31 protein-coding genes, 1 tRNA gene and 4 pseudogenes are annotated in these 26417 nt (G+C 60.9%); 20 read left to right on the top strand and 16 right to left on the bottom strand.

The features are described from left to right. Positions 1-15: 15 nt before the first annotated feature. The 6 genes and pseudogenes from EOA16_RS19060 to EOA16_RS19035 all read right to left on the bottom strand — a co-directional run bounded on the left by EOA16_RS19060 (position 16) and on the right by EOA16_RS19035 (position 4596). Positions 16-786 (bottom strand): ATP-binding cassette domain-containing protein, encoded by a 771-nt coding sequence (locus EOA16_RS19060; protein ID WP_127259660.1) that lies wholly within the window; start codon positions 784-786, stop codon positions 16-18. Between the two features lie 28 nt (positions 787-814). Then, positions 815-1591 carry a glutamine amidotransferase gene (locus EOA16_RS19055; RefSeq protein ID WP_127259659.1) on the bottom strand — a complete coding sequence of 259 codons (777 nt, stop codon included), beginning with the start codon at positions 1589-1591 and terminating at the stop codon, positions 815-817. A 71-nt stretch (positions 1592-1662) separates the two neighbouring features. Then, positions 1663-2844, bottom strand: a complete 1182-nt coding sequence (locus tag EOA16_RS19050) for a PfkB family carbohydrate kinase (protein WP_127259658.1) — start codon at positions 2842-2844, stop codon at positions 1663-1665. A gap of 256 nt (positions 2845-3100) precedes the next feature. Continuing rightward, positions 3101-3406, bottom strand: a pseudogene (gene radC, locus EOA16_RS19045) (DNA repair protein RadC); the annotation flags it as partial. A 114-nt stretch (positions 3407-3520) separates the two neighbouring features. Continuing rightward, the gene (locus EOA16_RS19040) at positions 3521-4342 is read right to left on the bottom strand and encodes a hypothetical protein (RefSeq protein WP_127259657.1); all 822 of its coding nucleotides are present in this window, start codon (positions 4340-4342) and stop codon (positions 3521-3523) included. Positions 4343-4356: 14 nt separating this feature from the next. Then, positions 4357-4596 carry a DUF6471 domain-containing protein gene (locus EOA16_RS19035; protein ID WP_127259656.1) on the bottom strand — a complete coding sequence of 80 codons (240 nt, stop codon included), beginning with the start codon at positions 4594-4596 and terminating at the stop codon, positions 4357-4359. 103 nt (positions 4597-4699) lie between these two features. Here EOA16_RS19035 and EOA16_RS19030 point away from each other — a divergent pair, with 103 nt between their 5' ends. Then, positions 4700-5665 carry an IS1595 family transposase gene (locus tag EOA16_RS19030; protein WP_127259655.1) on the top strand — a complete coding sequence of 322 codons (966 nt, stop codon included), beginning with the start codon at positions 4700-4702 and terminating at the stop codon, positions 5663-5665. 119 nt (positions 5666-5784) lie between these two features. Continuing rightward, positions 5785-6054, top strand: a complete 270-nt coding sequence (locus EOA16_RS19025; RefSeq protein WP_127259654.1) for a hypothetical protein — start codon at positions 5785-5787, stop codon at positions 6052-6054. A gap of 304 nt (positions 6055-6358) precedes the next feature. On the opposite strand, the gene EOA16_RS19020 is transcribed toward EOA16_RS19025, so the two are convergent. The 4 genes and pseudogenes from EOA16_RS19020 to EOA16_RS19005 all read right to left on the bottom strand — a co-directional run. Next, positions 6359-6775, bottom strand: coding sequence for a hypothetical protein (locus EOA16_RS19020; RefSeq protein WP_127259653.1), 417 nt, complete (start codon positions 6773-6775; stop codon positions 6359-6361). Further along, positions 6750-7325: a Panacea domain-containing protein gene (locus EOA16_RS19015; protein ID WP_127259652.1), complete on the bottom strand. Its 576-nt coding sequence runs from the start codon at positions 7323-7325 to the stop codon at positions 6750-6752. Before EOA16_RS19015 ends, EOA16_RS19020 begins: the two co-directional genes overlap by 26 nt. 112 nt (positions 7326-7437) lie before the next feature. Next, on the bottom strand, positions 7438-7839 hold the full coding sequence (locus EOA16_RS19010) for a hypothetical protein (protein ID WP_127259651.1): 402 nt from the start codon (positions 7837-7839) through the stop codon (positions 7438-7440). Positions 7840-7906: 67 nt separating this feature from the next. Then, positions 7907-8371: pseudogene (locus EOA16_RS19005) on the bottom strand (UPF0758 domain-containing protein); the annotation flags it as partial. Between the two features lie 306 nt (positions 8372-8677). Between EOA16_RS19005 and EOA16_RS19000 the strand changes: the two are divergent. Then, positions 8678-9133 (top strand): annotated as a pseudogene (locus EOA16_RS19000) (response regulator); the annotation flags it as partial. Then, positions 9130-9378, top strand: a pseudogene (locus tag EOA16_RS18995) (sensor histidine kinase); the annotation flags it as partial. The pseudogenes EOA16_RS19000 and EOA16_RS18995, both read left to right, overlap by 4 nt. Before the next feature lie 11 nt (positions 9379-9389). Here EOA16_RS18995 and map read toward each other — a convergent pair. Beyond that, positions 9390-10217 (bottom strand): type I methionyl aminopeptidase, encoded by an 828-nt coding sequence (gene map, locus EOA16_RS18990; protein ID WP_127259746.1) that lies wholly within the window; start codon positions 10215-10217, stop codon positions 9390-9392. 200 nt (positions 10218-10417) lie between these two features. Here map and EOA16_RS18985 point away from each other — a divergent pair, with 200 nt between their 5' ends. From EOA16_RS18985 to EOA16_RS18950, 8 genes are all read left to right on the top strand, one after another. After that, positions 10418-10840, top strand: a complete 423-nt coding sequence (locus tag EOA16_RS18985; RefSeq protein ID WP_127259650.1) for a hypothetical protein — start codon at positions 10418-10420, stop codon at positions 10838-10840. A 113-nt stretch (positions 10841-10953) separates the two neighbouring features. After that, entirely contained in the window at positions 10954-11193 is a 240-nt protein-coding gene (locus tag EOA16_RS18980; protein WP_127259649.1) for a hypothetical protein, read from the top strand. A gap of 160 nt (positions 11194-11353) precedes the next feature. Then, positions 11354-11650: a DUF982 domain-containing protein gene (locus EOA16_RS18975; RefSeq protein WP_013532001.1), complete on the top strand. Its 297-nt coding sequence runs from the start codon at positions 11354-11356 to the stop codon at positions 11648-11650. Positions 11651-11870: 220 nt separating this feature from the next. Beyond that, complete coding sequence (locus EOA16_RS18970; RefSeq protein WP_127259648.1) at positions 11871-12134, top strand: DUF6074 family protein; 264 nt, start codon at positions 11871-11873, stop codon at positions 12132-12134. Next, positions 12131-12391, top strand: coding sequence for a hypothetical protein (locus EOA16_RS18965; RefSeq protein WP_127259647.1), 261 nt, complete (start codon positions 12131-12133; stop codon positions 12389-12391). The genes EOA16_RS18970 and EOA16_RS18965 overlap by 4 nt, the downstream gene beginning before the upstream one ends. Positions 12392-12428: 37 nt before the next feature. Beyond that, on the top strand, positions 12429-13655 hold the full coding sequence (locus EOA16_RS18960; RefSeq protein ID WP_164754320.1) for a pilus assembly protein TadG-related protein: 1227 nt from the start codon (positions 12429-12431) through the stop codon (positions 13653-13655). 19 nt (positions 13656-13674) lie between these two features. Then, entirely contained in the window at positions 13675-14100 is a 426-nt protein-coding gene (locus EOA16_RS18955; protein WP_127259645.1) for a TadE/TadG family type IV pilus assembly protein, read from the top strand. Beyond that, positions 14090-14497: a TadE/TadG family type IV pilus assembly protein gene (locus EOA16_RS18950; protein WP_127259644.1), complete on the top strand. Its 408-nt coding sequence runs from the start codon at positions 14090-14092 to the stop codon at positions 14495-14497. The genes EOA16_RS18955 and EOA16_RS18950 overlap by 11 nt, the downstream gene beginning before the upstream one ends. A gap of 36 nt (positions 14498-14533) precedes the next feature. Here EOA16_RS18950 and EOA16_RS18945 read toward each other — a convergent pair whose 3' ends face one another. The 5 genes from EOA16_RS18945 to phaC all read right to left on the bottom strand — a co-directional run bounded on the left by EOA16_RS18945 (position 14534) and on the right by phaC (position 19112). Continuing rightward, complete coding sequence (locus tag EOA16_RS18945) at positions 14534-14725, bottom strand: hypothetical protein (protein ID WP_164754319.1); 192 nt, start codon at positions 14723-14725, stop codon at positions 14534-14536. Between the two features lie 80 nt (positions 14726-14805). Next, positions 14806-15012, bottom strand: a complete 207-nt coding sequence (locus tag EOA16_RS32910) for a hypothetical protein (protein ID WP_206517346.1) — start codon at positions 15010-15012, stop codon at positions 14806-14808. A gap of 489 nt (positions 15013-15501) precedes the next feature. After that, a tRNA-Glu gene (locus EOA16_RS18935) sits at positions 15502-15576 on the bottom strand. Between the two features lie 245 nt (positions 15577-15821). Then, a complete protein-coding gene (locus EOA16_RS18930; protein ID WP_127259643.1) occupies positions 15822-17063 on the bottom strand; it encodes a YcbK family protein in 1242 nt (413 codons plus the stop codon). Between the two features lie 213 nt (positions 17064-17276). Continuing rightward, positions 17277-19112, bottom strand: coding sequence for a class I poly(R)-hydroxyalkanoic acid synthase (gene phaC, locus EOA16_RS18925; RefSeq protein WP_127259642.1), 1836 nt, complete (start codon positions 19110-19112; stop codon positions 17277-17279). A gap of 97 nt (positions 19113-19209) precedes the next feature. Between phaC and EOA16_RS18920 the strand changes: the two genes are divergently transcribed. The 8 genes from EOA16_RS18920 (at position 19210) to recJ (ending at position 26412) form a co-directional block, all read left to right on the top strand. Then, a complete protein-coding gene (locus EOA16_RS18920; protein ID WP_127259641.1) occupies positions 19210-19602 on the top strand; it encodes a hypothetical protein in 393 nt (130 codons plus the stop codon). A 44-nt stretch (positions 19603-19646) separates the two neighbouring features. Then, positions 19647-20864: an LL-diaminopimelate aminotransferase gene (locus EOA16_RS18915; RefSeq protein ID WP_127259640.1), complete on the top strand. Its 1218-nt coding sequence runs from the start codon at positions 19647-19649 to the stop codon at positions 20862-20864. A 46-nt stretch (positions 20865-20910) separates the two neighbouring features. Next, positions 20911-22224, top strand: a complete 1314-nt coding sequence (locus tag EOA16_RS18910; protein ID WP_127259639.1) for a homoserine dehydrogenase — start codon at positions 20911-20913, stop codon at positions 22222-22224. Positions 22225-22356: 132 nt separating this feature from the next. Further along, positions 22357-22713 carry a hypothetical protein gene (locus tag EOA16_RS18905; protein ID WP_127259638.1) on the top strand — a complete coding sequence of 119 codons (357 nt, stop codon included), beginning with the start codon at positions 22357-22359 and terminating at the stop codon, positions 22711-22713. A gap of 72 nt (positions 22714-22785) precedes the next feature. Next, complete coding sequence (locus tag EOA16_RS18900) at positions 22786-22953, top strand: Thivi_2564 family membrane protein (protein WP_127259637.1); 168 nt, start codon at positions 22786-22788, stop codon at positions 22951-22953. 203 nt (positions 22954-23156) lie between these two features. Then, complete coding sequence (glpX, locus tag EOA16_RS18895) at positions 23157-24140, top strand: class II fructose-bisphosphatase (protein WP_127259636.1); 984 nt, start codon at positions 23157-23159, stop codon at positions 24138-24140. Positions 24141-24213: 73 nt separating this feature from the next. Beyond that, complete coding sequence (locus tag EOA16_RS18890) at positions 24214-24447, top strand: DUF6434 domain-containing protein (protein WP_127259635.1); 234 nt, start codon at positions 24214-24216, stop codon at positions 24445-24447. Between the two features lie 180 nt (positions 24448-24627). Beyond that, a complete protein-coding gene (gene recJ, locus EOA16_RS18885) occupies positions 24628-26412 on the top strand; it encodes a single-stranded-DNA-specific exonuclease RecJ (RefSeq protein ID WP_127259634.1) in 1785 nt (594 codons plus the stop codon). Positions 26413-26417 lie beyond the last annotated feature (5 nt).

Below are 26417 nucleotides of genomic sequence, written 5' to 3'. Positions count from 1 at the left end.
GAAATGACGTGCGTTTCAGTTTGTTTTTTCAAGCGCCCGCACGTCGGGATGAGCGCCTGTTATGAGCGAAACGACTTCCTCGTGATCGGTCTCGGCCGCCAGCCGTTCGGCCACCTTGCGGCCGCGCCGGAACACCACGATGCGGTCGGCAACCTCGAAGACTTCGGAAATGTTGTGGCTGATGAGCACAACGGCACAGCCGCGCGCGGCAAGCCGCCGTGTCAGCGCCAGGACCTTACGCGTTTCGGCAACGGCAAGGGCCGCGGTCGGCTCATCCATGATGACCAGCCTGGCGTTCAGATTGAGCGCCCGGCAGATTGCGACGGCCTGGCGTTGGCCGCCCGACAGGCTGCCTACGGGCGCTTCCGGATCGGAAATATGAGCATCGAGCTCCTTCAGCAGGCCGTCGACGCGCTGTCGCATTTCTTTGCGCTTCAGGAACGGAATGCCCAAAATGGAGCGTTTCAATTCGCGGCCGAGAAAGACGTTTTCGGCAATCGACAGGTTCTCCGAAAGCGCCAGTTCCTGAAAGATCGTCGCGATCCCCGATGCCGCGGCATCCTTGGGCGAGGAGAAGGCTACCGGATTGCCCTCGATGACAAGCTCCCCATCACTGGGCGGATGAGCGCCTGCCAGGATCTTGATGAAGGTCGATTTGCCGGCGCCATTGTCGCCGAGAAGCGCCAGCACCTCGCCGGAGCGGATCTCCAGATCGACATTTGCCAGCGCGGTCAGCGCGCCGAAGCGCTTGGCGATGTTTCTGACGACAAGAAAGGGCTCTGTCATGACGGGTTCCCCGACGATTGCGGATCGGCTAGGCGGCGTTGCTGACCCAGCGCAGCACATTGGTCCAAAGCCGCGCATAGCCGGGCCATTCGACAAAACTGTTCGGCAGCCAGTGAGGACCGATGTCCGACGTCCAGACCAGCGTGCGCCCTTCGCCATGGCGCCCGGTGACCAGCAGGGGATGGCCGCCCTGATCCTGCGGCAGCCGTGCCAGCACCTCGACATCGTCCCGATCGCGGGCGATGACCTCGTTGGCGCCGAGCAGCAGCGGCCACTCGCCTTCGATGCCGGCAAAAAGCGGGTGGTCTCTGGAACCGGTGATCTCCGGACGAAAGCCCTCCGGAATTTCGAGCCGGTCATCATTGGGAAGGCAGGTCACCGGCAGCGCCTCCTCGACCGCCGTGCGATGCCAGCGCGCCTTGCCGTCAATGCCCTGGAAGCTGAAATAGCCGCCGATCATGATCAGACCGCCGCCGGCCAGCGTCCAGTCGCGCAGGAGTTTGAGCCGGTTGGGAACCGTTTTGCCGTGGAGCCAGACATCGGGGTGGAGCAGGAGCGAATTCGCGCCAATGTCGGACAAGATGATCGCCCTGTATTGCGACAGCCCTTCCATGGTGAAAGGCAGCTTCTCGACGGCCTCATGGGCGGGCATGTAGTCGAGATCGAATTCGCTGCCCTTCAAAGCGTCCACCAGGGGTGTTGCGCCCAGGTGAAAGGTGACGCTGCCGAACTGGTCGAACCCCTTGTAGTGGGTCGCCGAACTCACCCAGCTTTCGCCGACAAGAAGGACTTTTGTTTTCGCCATGATCATACTCTCCTGATTTCGTCGGTTGATGCGGTTTTCCGCGCCAGTCGAAACGTCGATAAGCCATTGTTTCAATTCGCCATCACGGCATTGTTCGCCAAGGCGGCAGCCTTCAGCGTGGCAAAGTCTGCGATGTAACCCTGCGCGCCTTCGACCGTTGTCGTCAGGCTCGCCCCGATCGCCGCGTAGCGCGCGGCGTCGTCCAGCGACGCGCCATGCAGCCAAAGGGCAAGGAAGATGCCGGCAAAGCTGTCACCGGCGCCTGTCGCGTCGACGCGATTGACCGGCAGCGCCGGCACCTCGATCTGCGGACCGCCATTCGCCGGAAAAACGACGGCGCCGAACTCACCAAGGGTGAGCACGACCGTTCCCCGCTGTTTGATGCGTGACAGCATCAGCCGCACCTCTTCGATCGTCGTCGCCATGCGGCTGCGAAAGTCGAAGATCTCCCGTATCATCACATCGTTGATGAAGGTCAGATCGATCTGTTTGACCATCTGCGTGAAGGTTTCCGGCGTGCGTGCGCTTTTGGGAAGACCGGCCGAATGCAGGCTCACCTTCCAGCCCGCCTGATGAAAGCGCGCAATGGAGGCGGTCATCGTCTCGTAGTGAAAGCCTTCGATATGAAGGCAGGCCGGACGTCGCTCGGGCTGGATATCCAGATTGGCTGTCAGGTCGACCTCGCCAAGCTCGAACGGTTCGCTGATGATCGTGCGGCTGCCGTTGCGCTCGATGATGACGATCGCCTGGGAGAGGCGGTTGTTGGGCGTGTTGCGGATCGGCAAGGCGTGGACACCCAGTTTCGAAAGCGCGCCGAGCGCCCAGTCGCTCTCTGGATCCTGGCCGACCGCTGTCGCCAGCTCGACGTCCAGCGCATAGGGAGCTCCGATGCCGGCGGCGGCCACCGCCAGATTGGCCGCGGGGCCACCCAACGCCTTGTCGATGTGGCTGGCGGTGATCCGGTCATCGCGATGCGGCAGCACGTCGACGCGGCACAGGAAGTCGACACTCACCCTACCGGCGACCAGAAGTCTTGGCAGGTGATCGAGATTCTTTGGCCTGCGTGCTGCGCGGCCCGGCAGTGAGCGCGCAAAGGAGCTCGGCCGATACATCAGCGCGGAAACCGCCTTCTCGATGCGGTCGCGCGTGCCTTCCTTAAGGCCGGCCGTTCCGTTGATGAAGTTCGACACCGTGCCGATGGAGACACCGGCGGTTCGTGCGACATCCGCTATGGTCGGGCGCTTGCGTGGCAATGGAGGAGTTCCAATTGAAGCGTTTCAAAACGGTAGCAGCGAAAATGCGATGCCTCAACGGAATTGTCTTCTAAAAATCAGGAAAGTATTCTTCTTGATTGGAAGATTGATCCGGAAGGAGGCCGACTCTAGGGTCTCTCCTTCCAAGATTGAACAATTTTCAAATTTTTTGGCAAAAGATTGTGCAAGCGAATTTCCTGCACTTCATTCAATCGCCCGGGCTTGATCGGGACGTTCGTGGCATGCCCCGGCCTGCCTAGATCAGCAGCAGACCCTTCATGCTGGCATATCCCTTCCGACCGATGATGATGTGGTCGTGCACCGCGATGCCCAGCCGCTTGCCAGCGTCGATGATCTCCTTCGTCATCTCGATGTCGGCGCGCGATGGCGTCGGGTCGCCTGACGGGTGATTGTGCACCAGGATAATGGCGGTCGCCGAGAGTTCGAGCGCGCGCTTGATCACTTCTCGCGGGTAGACAGGCGTGTGGTCGACAGTGCCCGTCTGCTGCACCTCGTCGGCGATCAGCGCGTTCTTCTTGTCGAGGAACAGGATGCGGAACTGCGGTCTTATGTAGCAAACGCACCAAACCCCGACGAGCGGGGGGGAAGGTGAGCTAGGCGGCGCGCCGTGTGGGCGCGAGCGGCGTGGGCCGCTGTGTTCCTGATGGTCTGGGGCTTAACTGGCGCGGAAGCGGTTGGTCAAGGACGCGGCGGGTTTGAGTTTGTACTTTTTCCCGACAACGATAGGAGTGTCAGCTACCAACCTAAACGACGAAACTATTGTCGCTGGCTCCCCAAACACATCCTTGAACCCCAATTCGATCCACACCGCAATTGTCATAAAGCGTGCGCTGGTAAACGCGCAAAGCGCTTTGGCGTCGAGTTTTTCAAAAGCCATCTTGCGAGACTCGCTTTCTGCGCTAGCGACATCGGGGTAGAGGTGCTGGAACTGACTTTTCGGGCTGGAGAATTTGAATCCAGTAGCATCGGTAATCTGTGTCTTGCTATTTGCGGCGGCAAAAACCTCCAAAATGAATCGACCGGTGACCCTTGTTGCAGGAGAGAGCCCAGTGTTGTGGTAGGAAAAGCTTACTGCGGCGACTGGGTCGTTTCCCGCCGTTTGTTCGATCACACGAAACGATACATTCCGAACAGCCAAATAGGCCCGCACCTGCGCCTCGCCAATGCGGCGCGTTTCGGCAACGGCGGCACATGCCGCATCGGCGCTCCGTTTGGCTTGGTCCCAAGTTCGGCGAAGCCAGATCAGAGCATAAAGACTGATAGCCGAAGCCGCGCCGCCGAGGACGACCATAAGCCATTGAGCAAGCGTGTCCTCGGCGTAAACCCATCCGTAAAGTTCGCGGACCCAAAAGTGGGCATCGCCTTGCTCATCATTCTGGCCTGCTTTGGCGGCGGCATACCAATTCTCATAGTATTGCTTAGCGAGCGTCGAACTGCGGAACTCCGGGACGGCCCATACGAGAAAAAGCAACGCCAAGGCGACGCCAAGGACTAATCCAACTGCAAAGAATGCACCCCTATCGCTCTTAGACATTGAAGTAAGAACGCTGCACTGAAGCCCCCCCGGCTTATTTTGTTGTTCAAATTACGCTCGGTTTCGTGAATGTCCATACTCGCCAGCTTTTCGGCGAGATGTCCGTAAGTTACGCCCTTTCGCTTCAATTCGGCTTTCAGGAGGTTCTTAGCTTTCGCCTCGTATTCGACGGTCTGCGGGTCGTCCTTGCGTGCCATATCCTCGCCTCAAAAAATATCATCGTATTTGATGATATAAGCCCTTGTATTTGGCGATACAAGTCCGCATATACGGTGAAGAATATCACCGGATGCGATTACAATGGCCCAGCACTTCCTCCTTTCCGCCGAAAGCCGCACCCTGTCCCTCAAGGACATTTACAGGGGTGGCGAGGAAAAGGCTTACGACACGTTCAAGCGCCTTCGCTGGGCTTCGACGCAAGGTGAGCCTGTTTGCCCGAAATGCGGATGCCTGGATCATTACGACATCCCGACCCGTCGCAAGTTCAAGTGCGCCGCTTGCGGTGCGCAGTTCTCGGTTACGTCCGGCTCTATCTTCGCTTCGCGCAAGCTGTCGTTCACCGATTTGCTGGCGGCGATCTGCCTGTTCGTCAACGGCTCCAAGGGCATGTCGTCGGTCCAGTTCTCTCGCGATCTGGACGTTCAGTACAAGACCGCGTTCGTGCTCTCGCACAAGCTGCGCGAAGCGCTGTCGGCTGAAACCAAGAACGAAATCCTTGAAGGCGAGGTCGAGATTGATGGCGCTTACTTCGGTGGCACCGTGCGCCCAGAGAACCGCGTAGAGGACCGCAAGGACCGGCGCATGAAGGAGAACCAGTCAGACCGTCGCCGCGTTGTCATCGCCCTGCGCGAGCGCGCTGGCCGCACCCTGACGTTTGTCCGCAACCGCGAAGCCGAAGGCGTCGAAATCGCCCGCGCTCGCATGCTGGCCGGCTCAAAGCTGTTCGCGGACGAAGCCAACCATTGGGACGCTCTGGAAGCCGATTACGCCTCGACCCGCATAAACCACTCGGAAAGCTACAGCGACGGCCACGGCAAGCATACGAACATGGTGGAAAGCTATTTCAGCCGGCTGCGCCGTATGGTCGTCGGTCAGCACCACCACGTCTCGCACAAGTACCTCTATCAGTATGCAAACCACGCGGCTTGGCTGGAAGATCACCGTCGCCGGTCAAATGGCGGCAATGCTTTCGCCATCCTTGGCGGTGCGCTCAACCATCCCGTAAGCCGCGTTTGGGCCGGGTACTGGCAGCGTGAAAACGCTTAACCCTCGCGCAAGCTAGCCCGTGGTATATGGAACCATGCGACTGATGGCGTATTGCAACTACGCCAGCAACCTCTATATGCTGGCGTCGGACTTAACCCGTCCAACCACCGGAGAGTACCATGGATCAGAAACTGCGAGTGATCTGCTATCAGGATCACGGCGTATGGCTTGCGCAGGGACTGGAGCACGATATCTGTGTGCAGGCCGACACCTTAGACGACCTTTGCGGTCGTTTGGAGGTAGCCGTGCGCTTGGAGTGTGAAGACGGCGGCCTTGATCATATTGCGCCGGCCCCGGAGCACTTCCACCGCATGTGGGATCGGAAATCGGGTAATTTTACGCCGATGGGCTCAAACGCCGGCGAATACGAACTGGCGCTAGCAGCATAAGGTTTCGCAGATGGCCTACCCGTTCGGAGGCCATCCGCGCCTTGCCGACTACATTGGACAAGCTAGACATGATCACGGGGCCACCTGTCAAAGTGGCACCGCCGCTGATAGTTCTGGCAAGGCTCACGCCGTCAGCAAGATAAAAGTCCCTTCCGGGAAATCAGTCGTCGTCGTCGGATTGGACCAAACCGAGCATCTAACCCCTTCGATGGTTGGATACCTTGATCGCCGCCTTGGGATCACTTCGCCGTGGTTTTCGGTTGATCCGGGTGATGATAACCCGTTTACGGCCTGAGTGCATTTCCTAGCTGACTTTGACCAAGCATGCCCTGACAATTGCCGCGTGCTTGGTTGAAATATCCTCACTCGTCAGAGCGCAGTCTTGCAAGTCGCGGATGAACGCCGGCACCAGATCGCAAACCGGCTTAATCTTCCCATCGAACTTCTTTTGAAGGGCCTTTTTGGCGTCGATCTCATAGAACTCATTGAGGCAGACCCACGTCGATAATTTCAGGTAGGTCGATTTTGGGGGAAGATAGAAATTGTGGAATCGGTCTTTGGGCTGACAGCCAAACACGGTGCCACGCCCGTGCTGTTGTGAAGTTGTTTTGACGATGACTGAAACGCCATCAACGGTTCCGAGCACTACGAAAAGTTTTTCGCCCGATTCCCCGTCATGAAAAGCAAATTCTTCGTCAAAAAATACCGATCCCGGATTCATCAGACAGGCTCTCTAGCAACTCTTTTCGCTCTTTGGCCACGCGCAAAACATCTTCACGTTCATCACTTCTAACTGCTAGAGCGTATGGTATCTCAGCCTGCTTCTTTCCTTCTTTGTTGTAAATCTGATCCCAAGGCATATTCTCAAGATGCGTTGCCTCGACCATTTCGTCAGCCGTCTTGTCTTTAAATTCTTGGGCAAGGCCTCTCAGCAATCGCATTTCTCTGGCGGAGAAAAGGTCGGACGAAAACACGCGCTTTGGCGTGACAGTCAGCATTTCGCCGTTCTGAATTTCCTTTTTCTCAAACTGGATAGCCGCAGCCAAATCGTCTGATGGTGCCTCTATCTCGTTGTAGAGCGCCACTGGCACCGGACCCTTCGGCCATGCGTTATAAGTCAGGCCAGTCACGCTACGACCAGTCTGTTTGAAGTGCTCAAAATCCAAAAAATACAGGAGCTTGAAAAGTTTTGTCTTTCCGAGCTTCCTAGTGTGGAGAGCAAAGAACGAGATCGCTTGAATAAGCTTCTCCCGCTCGTGTGTAACGATCATATCCGGTCGTCCTTCCCCCGCAGGCCGGTACGAATCATTGTAACATGATTTTATACCAGCGTAAGTATCTGCGGATTGCTTGGTAAATAGGGCGTCTTTTAGACGTGCCTAGCTATGCCAGAGATTTGCAGGCCGTTCCGCGCCTCCGCCAACCCTTTGCCGTCTTGATGTTGTTCATGAGCGGCTTCACCAGCGCGGCATCCCATCCCTTGGCCTGTGCAATGCGCGTTGCGGTTTCGCGGTTCGACGCGCTGCCGTCCGCTTCATGCTTCAGAATCAGCCTGTAAAGCTCGCCCTTGCGGAACCGGCTTGGCGTGCGGCGCAGCGGCACGATTTGGGACGGGTCGCCTTTGTAGCCAAGGATTTGCAGCACCGCGTCTATGTGCTCTAGCTGGTGAGCCAGGTTCGCGCCCTTGAAGCGGATTGCGCCGGATATCTCGGCTCGCTTGGCTACAAGGGTGTTGATGGCGTGTTCGTATCGGGTGGAGCGGACGATAGGGGCAACTCTGGGCATCCCCGGATTTTATGGGAACCCACCCTTTAGGTCGCGCGGGAAGTTGGTGCGTTTGCTACATAAGACCGCGGAACTGCTCGCGCGCCTCGAAGGCCATTGCCGAGCGGCAATAGTCGAGAAGCTGCTGCCAGGACGAGAGGATCTCGCGGCCGTGGACCTCGCCGCGTGCCATGCGCTGCGCAGTTGCGGCGACGATTTTCAGGTCGAGCGCCACCGCAGGGCCGATGCCCTTGACCTCCTGCAACAGGCCAACCGGGGCGCCAAGCACTTCGGCCAGCGTGCCGAAGCGTGCCAGCAGCGCCTTGGCCGCCGGTTTGGTGTCGGCACGAGGGATCAGGCGAAAGAGCAAAAGTTCCAGAAGTTCGTAATCGGGCAGGGCATCCGGACCCGCCAAGGCAAAGCGCTCGCGCAAGCGGTCGCGATGGCCGAGGTAATGCGGCTTTTCGTCGAGCGTCGCCTTGGCTTTCGCCGCAGGCCGCATCGGCGCTTCGGAGAAGAAACTCCGCTCGTCGTCGTCGCTTGTGTTCCCCATATCCCGCCCACATTGCTCCAGCGCAGACATTAGAGCTGTTCCGGCCTGGATTGAAACAGTTCTGTTCTCCGATCGCGAGACGATCCACGGCAGATCGTGGGCAGCTCCCGCTGTCAGTCTATGGCCTCCCTATACGGCAAGATGAAACCACGATTGCGCAACAAAACTTAACATCACTTAACGCATGCGGCCACTTTCACCTGACATGGTGAGGCCATCGGAGGCTCATTGCCTCGCTATACTGGAGCACGCATGTTCGCCAAAATTGACTCTGGACTATTTGCCGGCCGGGCATCTCTTGCGGCCATGGCAATCCTGTTTTCAACGCATTCGGAGGGCGCGCTGGCGGCAGACGTGCTGGGCGAGACACTCACCGATAACGGCATGATCGTGGAAATTGCCGAGAGCGGCGTCCAGATGAATGCCGCGCTTCGCAACCAGAAATTCGATCTCATCGTGCTCGATGTCATGTTGCCGGGTGAAAATGGTCTCGACATCTGCCGCCGTCTTCGTGCCGGAACCAACATTCCGATCCTGATGCTGACCGCGCTCGGTGAGGAAATCGACCGCATCTTCGGGCTGGAAATCGGCGCGGACGACTATGTGACGAAACCGTTCAGCGCGCGCGAACTGACGGCCAGGATACGGGCGCTGCTGCGCCGTACGGCCTATGCTCCAGACGAGCGGGACTGGTCGAAGGTGCTTCGTTTCAACGGCTGGCGCCTCGATCCCATACGCCGGCAATTGCATGACCCCTCGTCCGTGCCTCGTTCTATAGGTTCATGGCTTTCGTCGCCTTGCCCGTGCTGATCTGGCTGTTTGCGGTTTGGGCCGTGACGGATCCGTTGAAGCGCATCTCGGCGGCAGTCGGTTCGGCCGAGATCGAGAATAGCGACCAGCTCTTCGTCGAACACGGCTCCATTGAAATGGTGGGGTTGGCGCGCGCCCTGAACAGGATGAGGACGCGCATCCGCACGATGATCGAAAACCGCACGCGCATGTTGCGGTAAGATGCGCTCTAAGCCGGCAGGCCGGGGCGATCGAGCTTTTGGGGCGACAGCGTGAAAATCTCGCAACCGGTGTCGGTCACGCCGATCGTGTGCTCGTACTGCGCCGACAGCGAGCGGTCGCGCGTCACCGCGGTCCAGCCGTCCGACAGAACCTTCACATGCGGCCTGCCCAGATTGATCATCGGCTCGATGGTGAAGATCATGCCTGGCCGCATCTCGACGCCTTCATTGGCGCTGCCGTAGTGCAGAATGTTCGGTGCGTCATGGAACAACTGGCCGACGCCGTGGCCGCAGAAGTCGCGCACCACCGAGCAGCGCTCGCCTTCGGCAAATGTCTGGATGGCGGCGCCGATGGCGCCGGTGCGGGCGCCCGGCCTGACTGCCGCAATGCCGCGCATCAGGCATTCATGCGTGACTTCGAGCAGCCGCTCGGCGGCGCGCTTGATCGTGCCGACCGGATACATGCGCGAAGAATCGCCGTGCCAGCCGTCGAGGATGTAGGTGACGTCGATGTTGACGATGTCGCCATCCTTGAGCGGCTTGTTGTCGGGAATGCCGTGGCAGACGACATGGTTGATCGAGGTGCAGGACGATTTCGTGTAGCCGCGATAGTTGAGCGTCGCCGGCAGCGCGCCGTGGTCCATGCCGAATTCGAAGACGAAGCGGTCTATTGCCTCGGTGGTGACGCCGGGCTGGACCATCGGCACCAGTTCGTCGAGGCAGCGCGCGGTGAGATCGCATGCCTTGCGCATGCCGGCGAAGCCGTCCTCGCCATAGAGGCGGATCTGGCCGGTATTTCTGAGCGGGGCCGTGGCGGCGTCGAGATAGGTGACCATTTTGTCCGTGTAGCGGGTAGGGCCCTGCAGGAGAGCCGACATGAAAATCTCCCCAGATTTGGCACTTGAGGGCAAAAGGTTCAAGGAAGAACTGTCTGATACGGCCACGAGCTTCCGGATATTTGCCTCGCATCGGCGATGTCTTGCCAGCTTTTGCCCGGTTTGCTTCCCTTTCTGGCCATGGTGCGTTAGGGCGGGTGATGTTTTCGAGATCGCGTCCCTTCGCGGCGGTCAGGCAAACCGGATGGCCTGAAGCGCCGCTGACGGCAGCGTGCTCATGCCTGATGGGCATGGTGCTGCTGGCGATGCTGTGCTTCGGCCTGCCGGCGGCGCCAGGCTTTGCGGGCTCTGCGCCGAGTGGTGCCAGCGTCGGTGTCGAGCGGTCGGGCGAAGTGGCGGCGCTGCTGCGTGTGACCGGCAAGGCGCCAGCGCTGGAAGTTCGTGTCGGCCGTCCGCTCCTGGTCAAGTTCGCCAGCGGCCATCCCGCGCTTCCGGTCCCCGACGCTGTTTTTCTTTGCGCCGAACGGACATCGCAAAGAGCGATTGTTTCGGGATATGGGGCCGCCTCGGTTCCCGGGGCAAGCACCAATCAGCCGCGCGCACCGCCGACCGTTGCGGCCTGAGCGGTCCAGAACCGTACCCTTCACCTCATCGTTATTCCTGTTCGCGTCGTGACCGAGCGGCGGCTATCGGCCGCGCAGCGGTCGCGCGGCGCGTCATTTCCGGATCCATTTCAATGCAACAACGCATCAAGACATTCAAAACCCTGTCGCGTGCGGCTTCGGCTGCGGCGTTCCTCTGCGTCCAGGCGCTCATCTGCATCGGAACCGTCTATTGGGCGGTTGCCGAGACGCTCGGCCTGTCGGCGATGGCGGCCCTTGTTCTCGGTGGCATCTTCACCGTGCCGACGGCATTTGTGCTGATCACCGCCATTCGCATGGCCTTCGATGCGGAGACGGATCCGGCGAACCAGTGAGCGTATGTCGCCCAAGACATATCTCGGGGCGCAATCTGTTTTGGGCGACGTGGCGGTTCAGCGACCCAAGTGACGACACATTTCTGGGCCAGAAGCCGGTCAAAGCAACTTTTGACGACGAACGGCGTTGCTGCGGTGACGCCGGTTCGGGAGACAGGAAATGGACAGACTGCAATTCGAGGTGCCGGTGCGCATAGCGCCCGCGCCCGGCCTGCCGGTCGAGGAGATTTACGGCGTCGAACAGGCGCTCGATTTTCTCCAGGACTGGCCTGCGCGCCGTCAGGGCCCGATCTATCAGAAAGCCTTCAATGCTTGCTTTGGCGCCACGGTGGACGTGGTCAAGACCGAGGATGCCTGCCGAGCGTTCATGGCGTTTTGCCGGGCGAGCGGACTGATGGCCAGGGACATGATGACGCCGCGCAAGCGCGGCGGTGAGGCGAGGGCGCTCCAGGCCTGAGGGCCGTCGCCCGTTTCGCCTGCCCCGATTCCTACGTTAACGATCGCGTTTGAACGCACGCGGCGATGTCGCGAGCATAGGGCTGCGCCCTTTTCGTCCCCGACGATCGCTCCACGCTGCACCCACGTCAGCGCCGTTAAGCTTCCGTTTCCACCTTCCCGGCTACGCCATTGCTTGTTGGCAATGGTTGATTCGTTGCGTCAGTCTCATGGTTTGGAAGATGTCCCCAGAAAAAGTTCGTGCATTCCCGATCGACCGTCAGGTATTCCTGGTCAGAGAGGTTGCTGCCAAACTTGGCAACCTGCATGGCGAGACCGCCACCTCCTTCTGGAGAGCCAAGGCGTCGGAATTGCTCGATCTTGTGGTCGGATCCGGCAGGGACAGAACAGCAGCCTGCGATGAAGTGCGCAGGTTCTTCCTGGCCGTACAGAGAGAGATGTTGGCCGGCATGACTGCGGATCCGGAACCAGTTTTTTCCGCTTGAAGAACCTTTGCACCTCTGGCTTCCATTGGATACTCCAGGAGAGCGTAAACGCGGTCGATTGCCGCAACAATCTGCTGACCAATAACGGTCTCGTCTGTTCGGTGCTGCTGATCGGCGGCTACGCTATGCGCGGCGACGACGGCGCGAGCTGGCCTCGCGCATTTGCCAAGATGCGCGCTTGCGCGTTGGTCAGCCAGCGAAACACTTCTTTTTTCAAGCCAATGGACCACTGCTCAAAAATGCAACGAACTTTTTAGCCATTCGTTCATTTATGCGTGCTTTCTAATTTAATCCATGGCCTTGAGTAGCTTCACCCGTGTTCGGCTTGTAATGGACGCCATGCGCCGGAGCACGGGCGCAAATGTCGCCACCATTTTTGCCCTTACCTTGCCGGTCGTTGTCGGCGCTGCGGGCTTCGGCGTCGAGACCTCCTATTGGTACTACAACAGCCTGAGGTTACAGGCGACGGCCGATGCAGCCGCCTATGCCGGAGCGCTCGAACAGATTTCGGGTTCCGACAAGCCGACGATCGTCGCGGCCGCGGCCCAGTCCGCGGCATCGAACGGGCTGGGTTCGGGCACGATCGTCGTCAATACGCCGCCGGCGTCCGGACCGAATACGGCGAAAAAAGCGGTCGAGGTGATCGTCGGCCAGAAGCTCGACCGCATGTTCACCCTGATCTTTACACAGGAAAAGGTTCCCGAACAGGCGAGGGCGGTGGCCGTCATTACCGATGCCTCGAGTGCTTGCATACTCGCGCTCAATCCGTCCGCGTCGCAGGCGGTGCTGTTTTCCGGCAGCACCAGCGTTAAGCTCAGCGGCTGCTCGGTCATGTCCAATTCGATCGCCTCGGACGCCATCAAGGTTCAGGGCGCGGCCGGCCTGCAGGCCGATTGCCTGATATCGGCGGGCGGTGTCTCTCTCAGCAATCCCGTCACCACCGTCTGCGCGGCCCCGATCACCCAGGCACTGCCTGCCGGCGATCCCTTTGTCGACCTGCCGGCCCCGGTGGACGCGACCCCCTGCCAGAACGACAACAAGGCGACGCTCGGTCCAGGCACCTATTGCAGCGGCATGAACCTGAAGGGCAATGTCACGCTTTCGCCCGGCGTCTATGTCGTCCAGGGCAGTTTCAAGATAAACGCCAACGCGGCCATCACCGGCAGCGGGGTGACCATCTTCATGTCGGGCAGCTCGACCGTCAGCATGAATGGCAATGCGTCCGTGAAGCTCAGCGCGGCGACTTCGGGCACCTACTCAGGCGTTCTGTTCTACGGCGACAGGACCGGCATGAGTGCATCCAGCACATTCAACGGCACAGCGGACTCGCTTTTGACCGGGGCCATCTATTTCCCCAAGCAGCAAGTGAGCTATCTTGGCAACTTCTCGGGCAATGGCGGCTGCACCAGGGTCGTCGCCAATACGATTCAATGGTCCGGTAATTCAACCATCAATCAGGATTGCTCAAGCCTCGGAGTGTCCAACATTCCAGCCGCGCGGTCCGTGGCACTGTCCGAGTAGCTCCGTGGGGCGCCGATCGATGCCAATCCTTGGCGATGATTCGGGCGTTGCGGCGGTCGAGTTCGCGATGGTGCTGCCCATTCTGTGCCTGGTGCTGCTTGGTATTCTGGACGGCTGGTCCTACGTGACGAGCTCACTGTCGATGCGCGCCGGTGTGAAGACCGCCGCGAACCTGGTCATGAGCGGATCGACCGATGATGCGGCGACCCAGGCCCTTGCCATTGCGAGCTGGGAAAATCGGCCGGAAGACGGCCAGGTCACGCTAAGCCACATCCGTATGTGCGGGACGACCGTGGTCGACGCTTCCACCATGTGCAGTGGACCGAAGGTACCGTCGATCTATGTCCAGATACAGGCATCTGGCACCTGGGTGCCGCCCATTGCCTTCGGCGCATTTGCCACTTCCACCGTCATCGGCCACCAGGAGATGATCCGTGTCCGCTAGGGTAAGCGCGTTCCGGCGGGATCGATCGGGCGGGGCCGGGCTGGAGTTCGCGCTGATCGCGCCCTTCCTTATCATGCTGCTGTTCGGAATATTCGCCTTCGGCTGGTCGATGCACTCGGTCTCCAGTGTTCGCTATACGCTGGAGACATCAGCGCGCTCGCTGCAGCTTAAGAACACGCTGACCCAGGCCGACATTCAATCGATCGCAACGCAGAAATTGCAGGCCTTGGGGTTCAAGGACGTGAACGTCACGATCGCCATCGACCCGGTGAGCGGCGGCTTCCGCATGGCGCATCTGACCGCCGCCTATGCTTTCGTCATCGACTTCCCCTACTTCAGTTCCTTCCCCATCAACTACGCGACAACGGTTACCGTGCCGCTGCTTGGCAGCGGCTAGGCTGTGGCCGGATAGCCTCGCGCGCCGGGGCTCTGCCTACTTGAACGCCTTGAGCGTGATCAGACCACCGAGAATGGCTATAGACATCAGGATCAGCGCCCACGACACGATGTTGTGTGACAGACGCCTCCGTCGGCCGCGCAGGGCCCCGTCCCGCCAGCGTTTGGCCTGATCAGCCCCTGTGTTTTGTTGATCCACGTCCTCTCCCACGAGCAGAATGCGACTCATGCCTTCTGGTGTCCAGATGGCACGAGTTTTGGCGGTCGCGATGCAAGCTTGGCACTCGGCCTGCTTTTGATGGCGCGGGGCTAGCTAATATATTCGTTAGTGCTAATATCAAGATGACGTAACGTCATGTCCAACCATCTGTCGAGTGCAATAAAGAGGGTTCCAATGAGAGTGGCTGTATTTTGCGCGGCTGTCGTTTTCGCTGCGACTGGTGTCGCTGTTGCCAAGGAAAAGAAGGCGGCGGTCAGTGACGCCGCCGCCTTGTGTTCCACCAACTCGTCAGCCAAGAAGCCCGTTCCAAATCTGGACTGCGGTTTCACCGGAACCGCCAAATCAGAAGATAACGGCGCAAAGGCAGAGCCGCGCCTTGGGTACGACTCCAATCCGTGGATTATAACAGGCTTTTGACTTCGCACTGGCGGATGCCGGTTGAAGCGCTGAAGAGAGTCGTCTTGAGTGGCGGGCGCCCCGTTTTCAGGTAAGCTTCCGCATGCAAACCAGGCAAAAACGCACTTACCACAGCGGGCTTCTCCGTTGTCGGAATGCTGTGAAAGCCCAACTCGACCGTGCAATGAAAAGCCCGCCACGGGGGCGACCTGCGGCGGGCTCTTGGAGCGGCTACATCCCTGAGGAATCGACCACTTTGTAGCAGGATAATGGTCCGGGTGACCGCGTTAGCCTATGGTGTGATCGCGGAAGACTGCGCGTCAGTTGAAGACCGCGGCAGAGAGCCAAGCGAAATTGGGAGGGAGGTTTGCGCTAAACGCCAATTTTTCTGGTACGCCCAAGGGGAATCGACCCCCTGTTACCGCCGTGAAAGGGCGGTGTCCTAACCGCTAGACGATGGGCGCGCTCAGACGAAGCGGCTTATACTGGCGTTGTGCGCAACCGGCAACCCGTCAGGTGCCACCTTGGACAACTTTTTTCCGGGCCTGCCAAATCAACGATTTCCCGAGGGTCGACGAGCTTGACGGTTAGCGGGGACGCCGCATCACTCTGCTCCGGAATGATGAAGTTGGGAAGGCCTCGGCCAATCCGATATTCGGAATGCCCAACGGAACGATCTTGGCCGCCAGCAGATCTCAGATCTGCGCTGTTAGCCGTCACCGCCGCTGCGCCGGCGGCAGCGCCAGTTCCAGTCGCGCTCGGGACCGACGTCGACGTGAACCGATTCTGTATGGCAGTATGTGCCGACGCCGCCGCGGCCAGGCATGCTTCTGATGTAGCTCGCCAGTTCCCATTTCGAAACGCCGGGCACCTGGATGTCGGCGGCGGCGCAATACATGTGCAGCGAATTCTTGGCGCCGTTGGCGCGCCGGTTGCGGGCCGGGTCGCGATAACCCGATGTCACCGTCATCTTGCGGCCGTAGTGGCCTTCGATCGTCTTCAGCACGCGCACCAGCGACGGCTTCAGGCAGGCCACATCGACGCTCTCGTTCTGCTTGAGCAGCCCGTTGGGCGCCAGCCGGGCCATGCCGGCGGCGGACGCAACCTGATAGGAGCCGCCGACTGGCCCCTCATCCTCGTTGAGGTCAACGTCGCTTTCGTCGTCGAGGCCGGACTTGCGCTTGATTTCGAACAGGGCTGTCTGGCGCACGCCTGGCAGAGCGTCGCTACCGGTGATGTGGCCGCCGGTATCGCCGCCGAGCGAAGCCAGCTGCACCGGTTTGGCCGTGGAATTGGCCGAGGCAAGCGTGATGATCGGCTTTGCCTCTGTTGGCGCCGTTTTTGCCAGCGCCGGGGGCTGCTCGCCCGTCCGGGCGTTGCTGATGAGGGGCGCTGGTGTCGCCGAGGCTGGCGTTGCGCCAAACATCGAGGCCAGGAAGCCTTTCTTCTTTGGTGCTTCGGCCTGCGGCATCTCGCCAGCGGTCACATAGACCGGATTGTTCATGGCCGGGGCGGCGGCGGGCTTCGGCGCCGCCACGTCGCCGTCGGCCGCTGCAATCTGCTGGGCGACCGCGTCGGTCTGCTGTGCGGTCTGTGCCTGCTGCGTCAGCGACTGCGGCGTGTTTCCAACGATGGTTTCGGCGCCCGCCGGCGTGGTCAGCGGAAAGGCAGCTCCCGGTTTGGAAATAGGCACATAGGCGACCTTTTCAGGCAGCGCCGTATCGCTCGCCGTCATCACGGTCGTCTGCTCGGTCGAATCGGAGGCGACGATCGCCTTGCCGCTGGAGGCCGCGTTTACGTCCGATGCGGTGGCATTGTAACCGGGCATTCCGACCGACATTGTCGGGTCGCCAGCCGAAGTGCAGGAGGCCAGAAGCAAGGAGCAGAGCGCTGCCACAATGGCGCGGCGTTCTCCCTTTGCGAGGCTCCATCCTGCTGATTTCAAAGTCAAATTCCCCCTCGATGTCCGGTCGGCATGTCCTGGCGGCACGCATACGTCGCTGCCAAGGTGACCGTTGTCTCCGATCCGGAAACGAGACCTGTGTCAAATCCGCAAGCCTGGAAGTATTTTTGCAGTGATTGCTGAATTACGGCTGCTCGATGGTTGACGACACCATTTCGCCCGCTTTTACCGGCCCGTCAACTCACCAGACATTACAGTCCGTTACACACGCACCTTCACATAGGTACCGGGAGCATCGCCCAAGGTTTTCATATGCTTGCCAGGTTTGCGGGCAGGCACGCGGGTGTTGTCCTTGGCCTCTATCCAGCCTTGCCAGTGCGGCCACCACGATCCTGGATGGTCGGTGGCATTGGCTATCCACTGGCTGAAGTCGCCCGTCGGCGTCCCCCCGGTCCAGTACTGGTATTTGTTGGATGCTGGCGGATTGACGACACCGGCGATATGGCCCGACCCGGCCATCACATACTCGACCATGCCGCCGAAATATTTCGAGCCGAGGAACACCGAAAGCGCCGGGGCGATGTGATCTTCCTTGGAGGCGAGGTTGTAGACCGGGATGGTGATGTCGCCGAGCGAGACCGTGTGGCCCGCCAGTTCCATCGTGCCTTGCGAGAGGTTGTTCTCGAGATAGCAGTTGCGCAGGTAGAAAGAATGATTGGCCGCGGCCATGCGGGTGGAATCGGCATTCCAGTAGAGCAGGTCGAAGGGCAGGGGATCCTTGCCGCGCATGTAGTTGTTGACGACGTAAGGCCAGATCAGGTCGCCTGAGCGCAGCATGTTGAAGGCGGTCGCCATCTTGGTGCCGTCGAGATAGCCCTTTTCGCTCATCGACTTTTCCACTGCCGCGACCTGTTCTTCGTCGACGAACACCTTCAGGTCGCCGGCATAGGTGAAGTCGACCTGCGTGGTGAAGAAGGTCGCCGACTTGATGCGGTCGTCGCCCTCTTGCGCCATCAGCGCCAGTGCCGCCGCCAAAAGCGTGCCGCCGACGCAATAGCCGATCGCGTTGACGTCGCGTTCGCCGGTGGCCTTCTCGACCGTGTCGAGGCCGTATTGCAGACCCTCGCGGATATAGGCTTCCCAGCTCTTGGTGCCGTGGCGCTCGTCCGGATTGATCCAGGAGATGACGAACACGGTGTGGCCCTGTTCAACCGCCCAGCGAATGAAGGATTTCTGCGGGTTCAGATCGAGGATGTAGAATTTGTTGATCCATGGCGGGCAGATCAGCAGCGGTCGCTTGAGCACCGTCTCGGTCGCCGGGTCGTACTGGATGATTTCGGCGACGTCGCTGCGGCCGACCACCTTGCCGGGAGTGGTGGCGATGTTCCTGCCGATCTCGAAGGGCGAGTAGTCGGCCTGCCGCAGCTTCAGGTCGCCCTTGCCGGCGGCGATGTCCTCGGCCAGCATCTTCATGCCGCGCACCAGGTTTTCGCCGTTCGAGGCGACGGTTTCCCGGAACAATTCCGGATTGGTCAGGATGAAATTCGACGGCGAGATGGCGTTGGACACCTGCTTGACGTAAAAGCCGGCCTTGTGGCGAGTGTGCTCGTCAAGACCTTCGGCGTGCTCGACCAGATCGGCCGCCCAGCGCGAGGTGACGAGATAGGCCTGCTTGAGGAAATCGAAGAAGGCGTTGCGGCCCCATTCCGGGTCGAGGAAGCGCTTGTCGCCGCGCTCCGGCTTGACCGCGTCTTCGGTGTCTTGCGCGGCGTTACTGGTGCGCTGAATGGCGTTGGCCCAGACCGTCATATAGCCGGAGAACAACCGCGTCTGCGCTTCCAGCGCGCGCTGCGGATCGGCAAGCCAGTATTCGCTGAGCTTGGAAAAGGTCTTCACCATATCGACGACGGGCTCGGCCACATGGTCGCGCACGTCGCCTTTTTCGCGCGGCTCGGCCCAGGCGGAAGCGGCCTTGCCGGCCTGCTCGATCATGCGCGCCATGTTCAGGGCGAAGCGTTCCGGGTCCTTCACCAGATATTGCTCGACGGTCGAAGGCTCGTCATCTTCCGCTTTGCCCGAATCGGGTGTTTTGGACATGGTTGGCGGGGTTCCTCCCGAGGCCTTTTCTTGACATATTAACATGGGACATCCGACCGGGCCAATCTCGCTCTACCTCGGCTGCCAAGGAAACAATATGACGATTAATATTGGCGAGACTGTTTTTTTCGGTGCCGGACGTTTTTGCCGCATCGGCGCGGCGATCGTTCTCATCGGGATTGCCGGGTGCTCGAGCGCCAACACGAATGGTCCGACGCCTGTCGCAGCGGGTACGGGGCCGAAGGATACCGGCACCTTTCCGAACCTGAACATCAAGCCGCAAGTGGCGGCGCCGCAGTTCACCGAAGCCGAGAAGAACGCCAAGCTCGCGCAATTGAAGGCGGATGAGAATGCGCAAGCGGCAAAGGGCGGCGGCCCCAAGGTCGCCAACCAGGCGGCGCTGACGGATCTGGCCAAGAAGCATGGCGACGAAACGCTGAAGCAGATCGAAGCCAAATGCGACCCCGCCCTCGACCCTACCTGCAAATAAGTATATAGCGCGCGCCCAACACCCCTTCGCTGTTTGGAACTGCCATGGAAGAATTTCACAAGGTTCGCCGGCTTCCGCCTTACGTGTTCGAGCAGGTCAACCGGCTCAAGGCCAGCGCCCGATCGCGTGGCGCCGACATCATCGACCTCGGCATGGGCAATCCGGACCTGCCGACGCCCAAGGCTATCGTCGACAAATTGTGCGAGGTCGTGCGCGACCCGCGCACGCATCGCTATTCCTCGTCGCGCGGCATTCCAGGCCTGCGCCGCGCACAGGCCGCCTACTATAGCAGGCGCTTCGGCGTGAAGCTCAACCCCGACACGCAAGTGGTGGCCACGCTTGGCTCGAAGGAAGGCTTCGCCAACATGGCGCAGGCGATCACGGCGCCGGGGGACGTGATCCTGTGCCCGAACCCGACCTATCCGATCCATGCCTTCGGCTTCATCATGTCGGGTGGCGTCATCCGCTCGCTGCAGGTGGAGCCGGACGACGGTTTCATCCCGGCGCTCGAGCGCGGTGTCAAGCATTCGATCCCGAAGCCGCTGGCGCTGATCCTCAACTATCCGTCGAACCCGACGGCGCTGGTCGCCTCGCTCGATTTCTACAAGGATGTGGTCGCCTTCGCCAAGAAGAACGACATCATCATCCTGTCCGACCTTGCCTATTCGGAGATCTATTTCGCCGGCAATCCACCGCCTTCGGTGCTGCAGGTGCCTGGCGCGATCGACTTTTGCGTCGAATTCACCTCCATGTCGAAGACATTCTCCATGCCCGGGTGGCGCATGGGCTTTGCCGTCGGCAACGAACGGCTGATCTCGGCGCTGACGCGAGTGAAGTCCTACCTCGATTACGGCGCCTTCACGCCGATCCAGGTGGCGGCGGCACACGCGCTCAATGGCGACGGCGCCGACATCGCCGAGGTGCGCGACATCTACCATAAGCGCCGCGACGTGATGGTCGACGCCTTCGGCCGCGCCGGCTGGACCATTCCGGCACCGGCGGCATCGATGTTCGCCTGGGCGCCAATTCCGGAGCCGTTCCGGCATCTCGGCTCGCTCGAATTCTCCAAGCTGCTCATCGAACATGCCGACGTGGCGGTGGCGCCCGGTGTCGGCTTCGGCGAACATGGCGACGATCACGTGCGCATTGCGCTGGTCGAGAATGAACACCGGATCCGTCAGGCGGCGCGCAACATCAAGCGCTTCCTGTCGACCAGCGCCAAGCAGCCCAACAATCTCGTGCCGCTCTCCGCTCACCGGTAAACTTGCCGCACGCAATTCGATCTGACTTTGAGGGACGTCGCCGGACATGGCTGAAGCATTGCGTGTTGGAATTGCCGGCCTCGGCACCGTTGGCGCGTCGGTGGCGCGCGTGCTGCGCGACAAGGCGGTGGAACTGACCCGCCAATGCGGCCGTGACGTGATCGTCACCGCCGTCTCGGCGCGCGACCAGAAACGTGATCGCGGCGTCGATCTGAGCTCGGCAAAGTGGTTCGACGATCCGGTTAAGATGGCGCAGACCGCCGAAATCGACGTGTTCGTCGAACTGATCGGCGGCGACGAGGGTCCGGCGCGCTCATCGGTAAAGGCGGCACTCGAAGCCGGCCGTCACGTCGTCACCGCCAACAAGGCGCTGCTGGCCAAGCATGGCGTGGCGCTGGCCGAGATCGCCGAGAAGAAGGGCGTGTTGCTCAACTACGAGGCGGCTGTGGCCGGCGGCATCCCGGTCATCAAGACGATGCGCGAGGCGATGGCGGGCAATTCGGTGACCCGCGTGTTCGGCATTCTCAACGGCACCTGCAACTACATCCTGACCCGCATGGAGGCCGAGGGCATCTCGTTCGACGAGTGCCTGAAGGACGCGCAGCGGCTGGGCTATGCGGAAGCCGATCCGACTTTCGACATCGAGGGCCACGACACGGCGCACAAATTGTCGATCCTGACCAGCCTCGCTTTCGGCACCCGGATTGCCGCCAACGACATCTACATGGAAGGCATTTCCAACATCAGCCAGGCCGACATCCGCGCCGCCGCCGATCTCGGCTACCGGATCAAGTTGTTGGGCGTTGCCCAGCGCACCGAAAGCGGCATCGAACAGCGCGTCCATCCGACCATGGTGCCGACCGCGTCGGTCATCGCGCAGGTCCATGGCGTCACCAATGCGGTGGCGATCGAAACAGACATTCTGGGCGAGCTGTTGCTGTCAGGCCCTGGTGCTGGAGGCAACGCCACCGCATCGGCCGTCATCGGCGACATCGCCGACATCGCCAAGAGCCGGCCAGGCTTCCAGCATGGTCCGGTCTTCGGCCGGCCGGCGAAGGAGCTGAAACCCTACAAGAAGGCGCAGATGCGCAGCCATGCCGGCGGCTATTTCATCCGGCTGACCGTGCATGACCGCATCGGGGTGTTCGCGGCAATCGCCAAGCGCATGGCCGACAACGACATCTCGCTGGAATCGATCGTCCAGCACGCCGTCAACGGCGAGGCGGCGGCACAGAAGACGGTGATCCTCGTCACCCACGAGACGACGGAGGCCGCCGTGCGCAAGGCCGTCGACGGCATCACCAAGGACGGACATCTGACCGACAAGCCGCAGGTCATCCGCATCGAGCGGGCAGGGTAGCTTTGTCCGACAGTCGCGCTGGACAAGAATTCCGCAGGCATTGAGCTCCGGTCTGGAGGCAGGCAGCCGCCGCAGACCGGAACGAATTCGCGTCGACGCCGTTCTCTTGGTCAGCAACCAGAGGAACGCTTCATGGCCGATACCAACAAATCCGACACCCCCGATATCGACAACATCCAGAAGACGCTGGAAAAGCAGATTGCCGAACTGCGCAGGGAGATCACCAAGATCAACAAGAGCATTTCGGCGCGGGGCGCGGAGATGTTCGATGACGCCAGCGAACAGGCGTCCGACTTGTACGACACTGCGGCGAACCGCGCTTCGCGTACGGCGCAACAGCTGCGCAGCCAGGCCCAAGCTGTTTCGGAAGTCGCGCGCGAAAATCCCGGTACGACGACAGCTTTGGTTGGTGTGATCGGCCTGCTCGGTTTTCTGGCCGGCTTCGCCATTGGTCAGTCGACGAACGATACCTCCCGCCGCTGGTATTGACCGCGGAGCGATGGGGCCGGGCTTCCGGCCCATTCTCTTGTTTTCAGCACGTCACTTTTAAGGAGGGGCACGATGGCTTCATCAGCATTGATCAGCATCCTGATCACATTCCTCGTCATCATCCTCGTTCTCTACCTGGTGCAGCGCCTGCCGCTCGACGGTCGGATGAGACAGATCGTGCAAGTCATCGTCATCATCATCGGCGTCATTTCGCTGCTCAGATATCTCGCGGTTTTCTAGGCCGCGAGCAGCGCCGATGTTCAATTTCCCCTGCCGGTCCGGTTCTTTCGACCGGGCCGCCGTTGTTTCAAAATGCCATTTAATCGATTGATGTTGCTGACTATTCGATAAAGTTTTCGGTGGGTCTTGCCCTTGTCATGCTCGTTTGACAAAACAGGCCCGCCTCCGGCGGGAGGCCGCATTGCCAACGAGGAAATCACCAGATGAATGTGGCCCAGAACATCGTCGCCGGCCTTGACCGGATACTCACCATGGAACTGGTGCGGGTCACTGAACGGGCCGCCGTCGCGGCCGCCAGGCTGCGCGGGCGCGGCGACGAAAAGGCGGCCGACCAGGTAGCCGTGGATGCCATGCGCCAGGAACTCAACCGGCTTTCCATCAAGGGCACGGTGGTGATTGGCGAAGGCGAACGGGATGAGGCGCCGATGCTCTATATCGGCGAGGAAGTCGGCACTGGCAAAGGTCCGGCCGTCGATATCGCGCTCGATCCGCTTGAAGGCACGACGATTTGCGCCAAGAACCTGCCCAATGCACTTGCGGTCATCGCGATCGCCGAAAAGGGCAGCCTGTTGTTCGCCCCCGACGTCTACATGGACAAGATCGCCATCGGTCCGGGCTATGCGGACGGCGTCATCGACATCGACGCCTCGGCGGCTGAGAACATCGCCAGCCTCGCCCGGGCCAAGGGCGTCGCTGTATCGGAAATCACCACCTGCATTCTCGACCGGCCGCGCCATGCCAAGCTGATCGAAGCCGTGCGCTCCACGGGGGCCGCGATCCGGCTGATCGGCGACGGCGATGTCGCCGGCGTCATCCACACCACGGACCCGGAAGAAACCGGCATCGATATCTATCTGGGCACTGGCGGAGCACCCGAGGGCGTGCTGGCCGCTGCCGCGCTGCGCTGCACCGGCGGCCAGATGCAGGGCAGGCTGATCCTCGACACCCCGGAAAAGCTTGCTCGCGCGGCAAAGATGGATATTTCCAATCCGAAACGGGTCTATCGGACGGAGGACATGGCGCGCGGCGATGTGCTGTTTGCGGCCACCGGAGTCACCGACGGCAACATGCTGGCTGGCGTCAAGTTCGGCCACAACTACATCACCACCCACACGATCGTGCTGCGCTCGTCGTCGCGGACGGTGCGCGAGATCAAGGCCCGCCATCAGGATCTGGATAAGTTCTGACGCTCGCTTGCTAAGCCACCTTGCAATTGTTAGCCATTCGGGCGCATCCGATGCTGGCTGCAAGGATTTGACGATGAAACCGTTCGACTGGCATGCGGATCCGATTTCGCGTGCCACCGCCATCACAAAGTCCTATCGCAACACCCAGAATGTGCGTCGCTTTCTCATCGGGGAATGCGGCAACGCATTCAGGTTCGACCGGCCTTTCATGGCCTGGCTCAAGGACGGTGTGGAAAAGACGATGGGCGATGCGGCCGACGAATGGCTTCGGCGCCAGGCTGAAAAGCGGAAAGCGCAGTTTTCTTGACCTGTTCCGGGACGGCGCACACCCGTGAATCGCTTTGCTTTGCCTGCCTTTGGCCTACAGAGCGTCGCGTGAACGTGACGCGCTTTAAATCGTTGCCAATGCAGGTCGTCGCCCCAAAACCTCTGCGCACTTTTGGGCGACATGCATTATCGTGCGGCCAACGATGAGTTGGCAAAGCGTATGACCGGCGAAAAACGCCTCTTCCTCGATGTCAGGCAGTCAGTGTCAGGGGTTTCCTGGGAACATCGGCTGACAGAACGCCAGGACATGATTGCGCTCGCCATCGCGCAAGGCCATGGCGTGCCCGACATCGTCGCGCGGGTGCTTGCCGGCCGTGGCGTCACCGCGGATCAGACCGAGCGGTTTCTCGACCCGACGATCCGCGATCTTCTGCCGGATCCGGCATCGCTGACCGACATGGACAGGGCGGCGGCCCGCATCGCCGCCGCGGTGATGGCCAGGGAAAAGGTGGCGATCTTCGGCGACTATGATGTCGACGGCGCCGCCTCGTCGGCCTTGCTGAAGCGGTTCCTCACGCATTTCTCGGTGCCGTCGGAAATCTACATCCCGGATCGCATTTTCGAGGGTTATGGCCCCAATCCGGATGCCATACGCGAACTTGTTTCGCGTGGCGCGACACTGATCGTCACTGTCGATTGCGGCACCAACAGCGCCGTTTCCATCGACGCCGCCAACGAGGCCGGGGCCGATGTCGTCGTGCTCGACCACCATCAGGTCGGCGGTGCCTTGCCGGCGGCAATCGCCGTCGTCAATCCCAATCGCGACGACGACCTTTCCGGGCAGGGCCATCTCTGTGCCGCCGGCGTGGTCTTCCTCGCTCTTGTGCAGACGGCCAGGATCCTGCGTAGCCGCATGGTCGATGCCACACCGCCGGACCTGCTCTCGCTGCTTGATATCGTCGCTTTGGCCACCGTTTGTGACGTGGTGCCGCTGATCGGCGTCAACCGTGCCTTCGTGGTCAAGGGGCTGCAGATGGCGCGCCAGCAGAAGAATGAAGGGCTGGCGGCACTGGCACGGGTGTCGCGCATCGGCGAGCCGATCAGCACTTTCCATCTGGCCTATCTGATCGGCCCGCGCATCAATGCCGGCGGACGCATCGGCGATGCCGCACTTGGCAGCCGGTTGCTTGCGACCGACGACCCGGTAGAGGCGCGCACCATTGCCGAGACGCTCGACCGGCTCAACCAGGAACGGCAGCTGATGGAGCAGGAGATGCTCGCGGCAGCGCGCGCCGAGGCCGACGTCGAGCTTGCCGGCGGAAATGGCCCGGCGATTGTCGTCACCGCCTCCAACAGCTGGCATCCGGGCATTGTCGGCCTGCTCGCTTCGCGATTGAAGGATCATGCTCGGCGGCCCGCCTTCGCCATCGCCTTCAACGCTGTGGGCATCGGCACCGGTTCGGGCCGCTCGGTCTCGGGTTTCGACCTCGGCCGGCTGGTGCGCGAGGCGGCCGTTGCCGGTCTGATCGTCAAGGGGGGCGGCCATGGCATGGCGGCGGGTATCACCGTGGAGCGGACGAGGCTTGGCGAACTCAGGGCGTTTTTCGAAGAGCGGGCGGCAGCCGACGTGTTTCGCTTGCAGGGCGAGGAAAGCCTGGCCATAGACGGCGCACTTGCCGCTGAAGGCGCGACGCTCAGCCTGCTCGACGCGCTGGAAAAGGCCGGCCCCTTCGGGGCCGGGCACGCGGCCCCCGTTTTCGCGTTGCCGCGCCACCGATTGGCCGATGCGCGGCCGGTCGGCACCAACCATATCCGCGTCGAGCTGCAATCGGAAAGCGGCGGCCGTATCCAGGCGATTGCCTTTCGCGCCGTCGATACCGCACTTGGCGAATTCCTGTTCAAGAACCGGGGCAAGACAATCCACGTCGCCGGTTCGCTGTCAGGCAACTACTGGAACGGCAACCGCACCGTCCAGTTTCGCATCACCGATGCGGCGCGGGCGTGAGGTTG

Origin of the sequence: Mesorhizobium sp. M7A.F.Ca.US.008.03.1.1, assembly GCF_003997495.1 — a bacterium.
GTDB lineage: Bacteria > Pseudomonadota > Alphaproteobacteria > Rhizobiales > Rhizobiaceae > Mesorhizobium.
This window is presented reverse-complemented; position numbering and strand designations above follow the sequence as displayed.

What these genes read in the sequence shown, in the direction of transcription:
- EOA16_RS18945 (WP_164754319.1), bottom strand. Translation starts at nt 14,725, where the DNA reads ATGAGTCGCATTCTGCTCGTGGGAGAGGACGTGGATCAACAAAACACA.
- phaC (WP_127259642.1), bottom strand. Translation starts at nt 19,112, where the DNA reads ATGTCCAAAACACCCGATTCGGGCAAAGCGGAAGATGACGAGCCTTCG.
- map (WP_127259746.1), bottom strand. Translation starts at nt 10,217, where the DNA reads ATGGTCACCTATCTCGACGCCGCCACGGCCCCGCTCAGAAATACCGGC.
- EOA16_RS18975 (WP_013532001.1), top strand. Translation starts at nt 11,354, where the DNA reads ATGGACAGACTGCAATTCGAGGTGCCGGTGCGCATAGCGCCCGCGCCC.
- EOA16_RS18905 (WP_127259638.1), top strand. Translation starts at nt 22,357, where the DNA reads ATGGCCGATACCAACAAATCCGACACCCCCGATATCGACAACATCCAG.
- EOA16_RS18920 (WP_127259641.1), top strand. Translation starts at nt 19,210, where the DNA reads ATGACGATTAATATTGGCGAGACTGTTTTTTTCGGTGCCGGACGTTTT.
- EOA16_RS19020 (WP_127259653.1), bottom strand. Translation starts at nt 6,775, where the DNA reads ATGAATCCGGGATCGGTATTTTTTGACGAAGAATTTGCTTTTCATGAC.
- EOA16_RS18960 (WP_164754320.1), top strand. Translation starts at nt 12,429, where the DNA reads ATGGCCTTGAGTAGCTTCACCCGTGTTCGGCTTGTAATGGACGCCATG.
- EOA16_RS19030 (WP_127259655.1), top strand. Translation starts at nt 4,700, where the DNA reads ATGGCCCAGCACTTCCTCCTTTCCGCCGAAAGCCGCACCCTGTCCCTC.
- EOA16_RS19015 (WP_127259652.1), bottom strand. Translation starts at nt 7,325, where the DNA reads ATGATCGTTACACACGAGCGGGAGAAGCTTATTCAAGCGATCTCGTTC.
- EOA16_RS19025 (WP_127259654.1), top strand. Translation starts at nt 5,785, where the DNA reads ATGGATCAGAAACTGCGAGTGATCTGCTATCAGGATCACGGCGTATGG.
- EOA16_RS19055 (WP_127259659.1), bottom strand. Translation starts at nt 1,591, where the DNA reads ATGGCGAAAACAAAAGTCCTTCTTGTCGGCGAAAGCTGGGTGAGTTCG.
- glpX (WP_127259636.1), top strand. Translation starts at nt 23,157, where the DNA reads ATGAATGTGGCCCAGAACATCGTCGCCGGCCTTGACCGGATACTCACC.
- recJ (WP_127259634.1), top strand. Translation starts at nt 24,628, where the DNA reads ATGACCGGCGAAAAACGCCTCTTCCTCGATGTCAGGCAGTCAGTGTCA.
- EOA16_RS18970 (WP_127259648.1), top strand. Translation starts at nt 11,871, where the DNA reads ATGTCCCCAGAAAAAGTTCGTGCATTCCCGATCGACCGTCAGGTATTC.
- EOA16_RS18985 (WP_127259650.1), top strand. Translation starts at nt 10,418, where the DNA reads ATGTTTTCGAGATCGCGTCCCTTCGCGGCGGTCAGGCAAACCGGATGG.
- EOA16_RS18910 (WP_127259639.1), top strand. Translation starts at nt 20,911, where the DNA reads ATGGCTGAAGCATTGCGTGTTGGAATTGCCGGCCTCGGCACCGTTGGC.
- EOA16_RS18900 (WP_127259637.1), top strand. Translation starts at nt 22,786, where the DNA reads ATGGCTTCATCAGCATTGATCAGCATCCTGATCACATTCCTCGTCATC.
- EOA16_RS19035 (WP_127259656.1), bottom strand. Translation starts at nt 4,596, where the DNA reads ATGGCACGCAAGGACGACCCGCAGACCGTCGAATACGAGGCGAAAGCT.
- EOA16_RS18890 (WP_127259635.1), top strand. Translation starts at nt 24,214, where the DNA reads ATGAAACCGTTCGACTGGCATGCGGATCCGATTTCGCGTGCCACCGCC.
- EOA16_RS18955 (WP_127259645.1), top strand. Translation starts at nt 13,675, where the DNA reads ATGCCAATCCTTGGCGATGATTCGGGCGTTGCGGCGGTCGAGTTCGCG.
- EOA16_RS18915 (WP_127259640.1), top strand. Translation starts at nt 19,647, where the DNA reads ATGGAAGAATTTCACAAGGTTCGCCGGCTTCCGCCTTACGTGTTCGAG.
- EOA16_RS18980 (WP_127259649.1), top strand. Translation starts at nt 10,954, where the DNA reads ATGCAACAACGCATCAAGACATTCAAAACCCTGTCGCGTGCGGCTTCG.
- EOA16_RS19010 (WP_127259651.1), bottom strand. Translation starts at nt 7,839, where the DNA reads ATGCCCAGAGTTGCCCCTATCGTCCGCTCCACCCGATACGAACACGCC.
- EOA16_RS19060 (WP_127259660.1), bottom strand. Translation starts at nt 786, where the DNA reads ATGACAGAGCCCTTTCTTGTCGTCAGAAACATCGCCAAGCGCTTCGGC.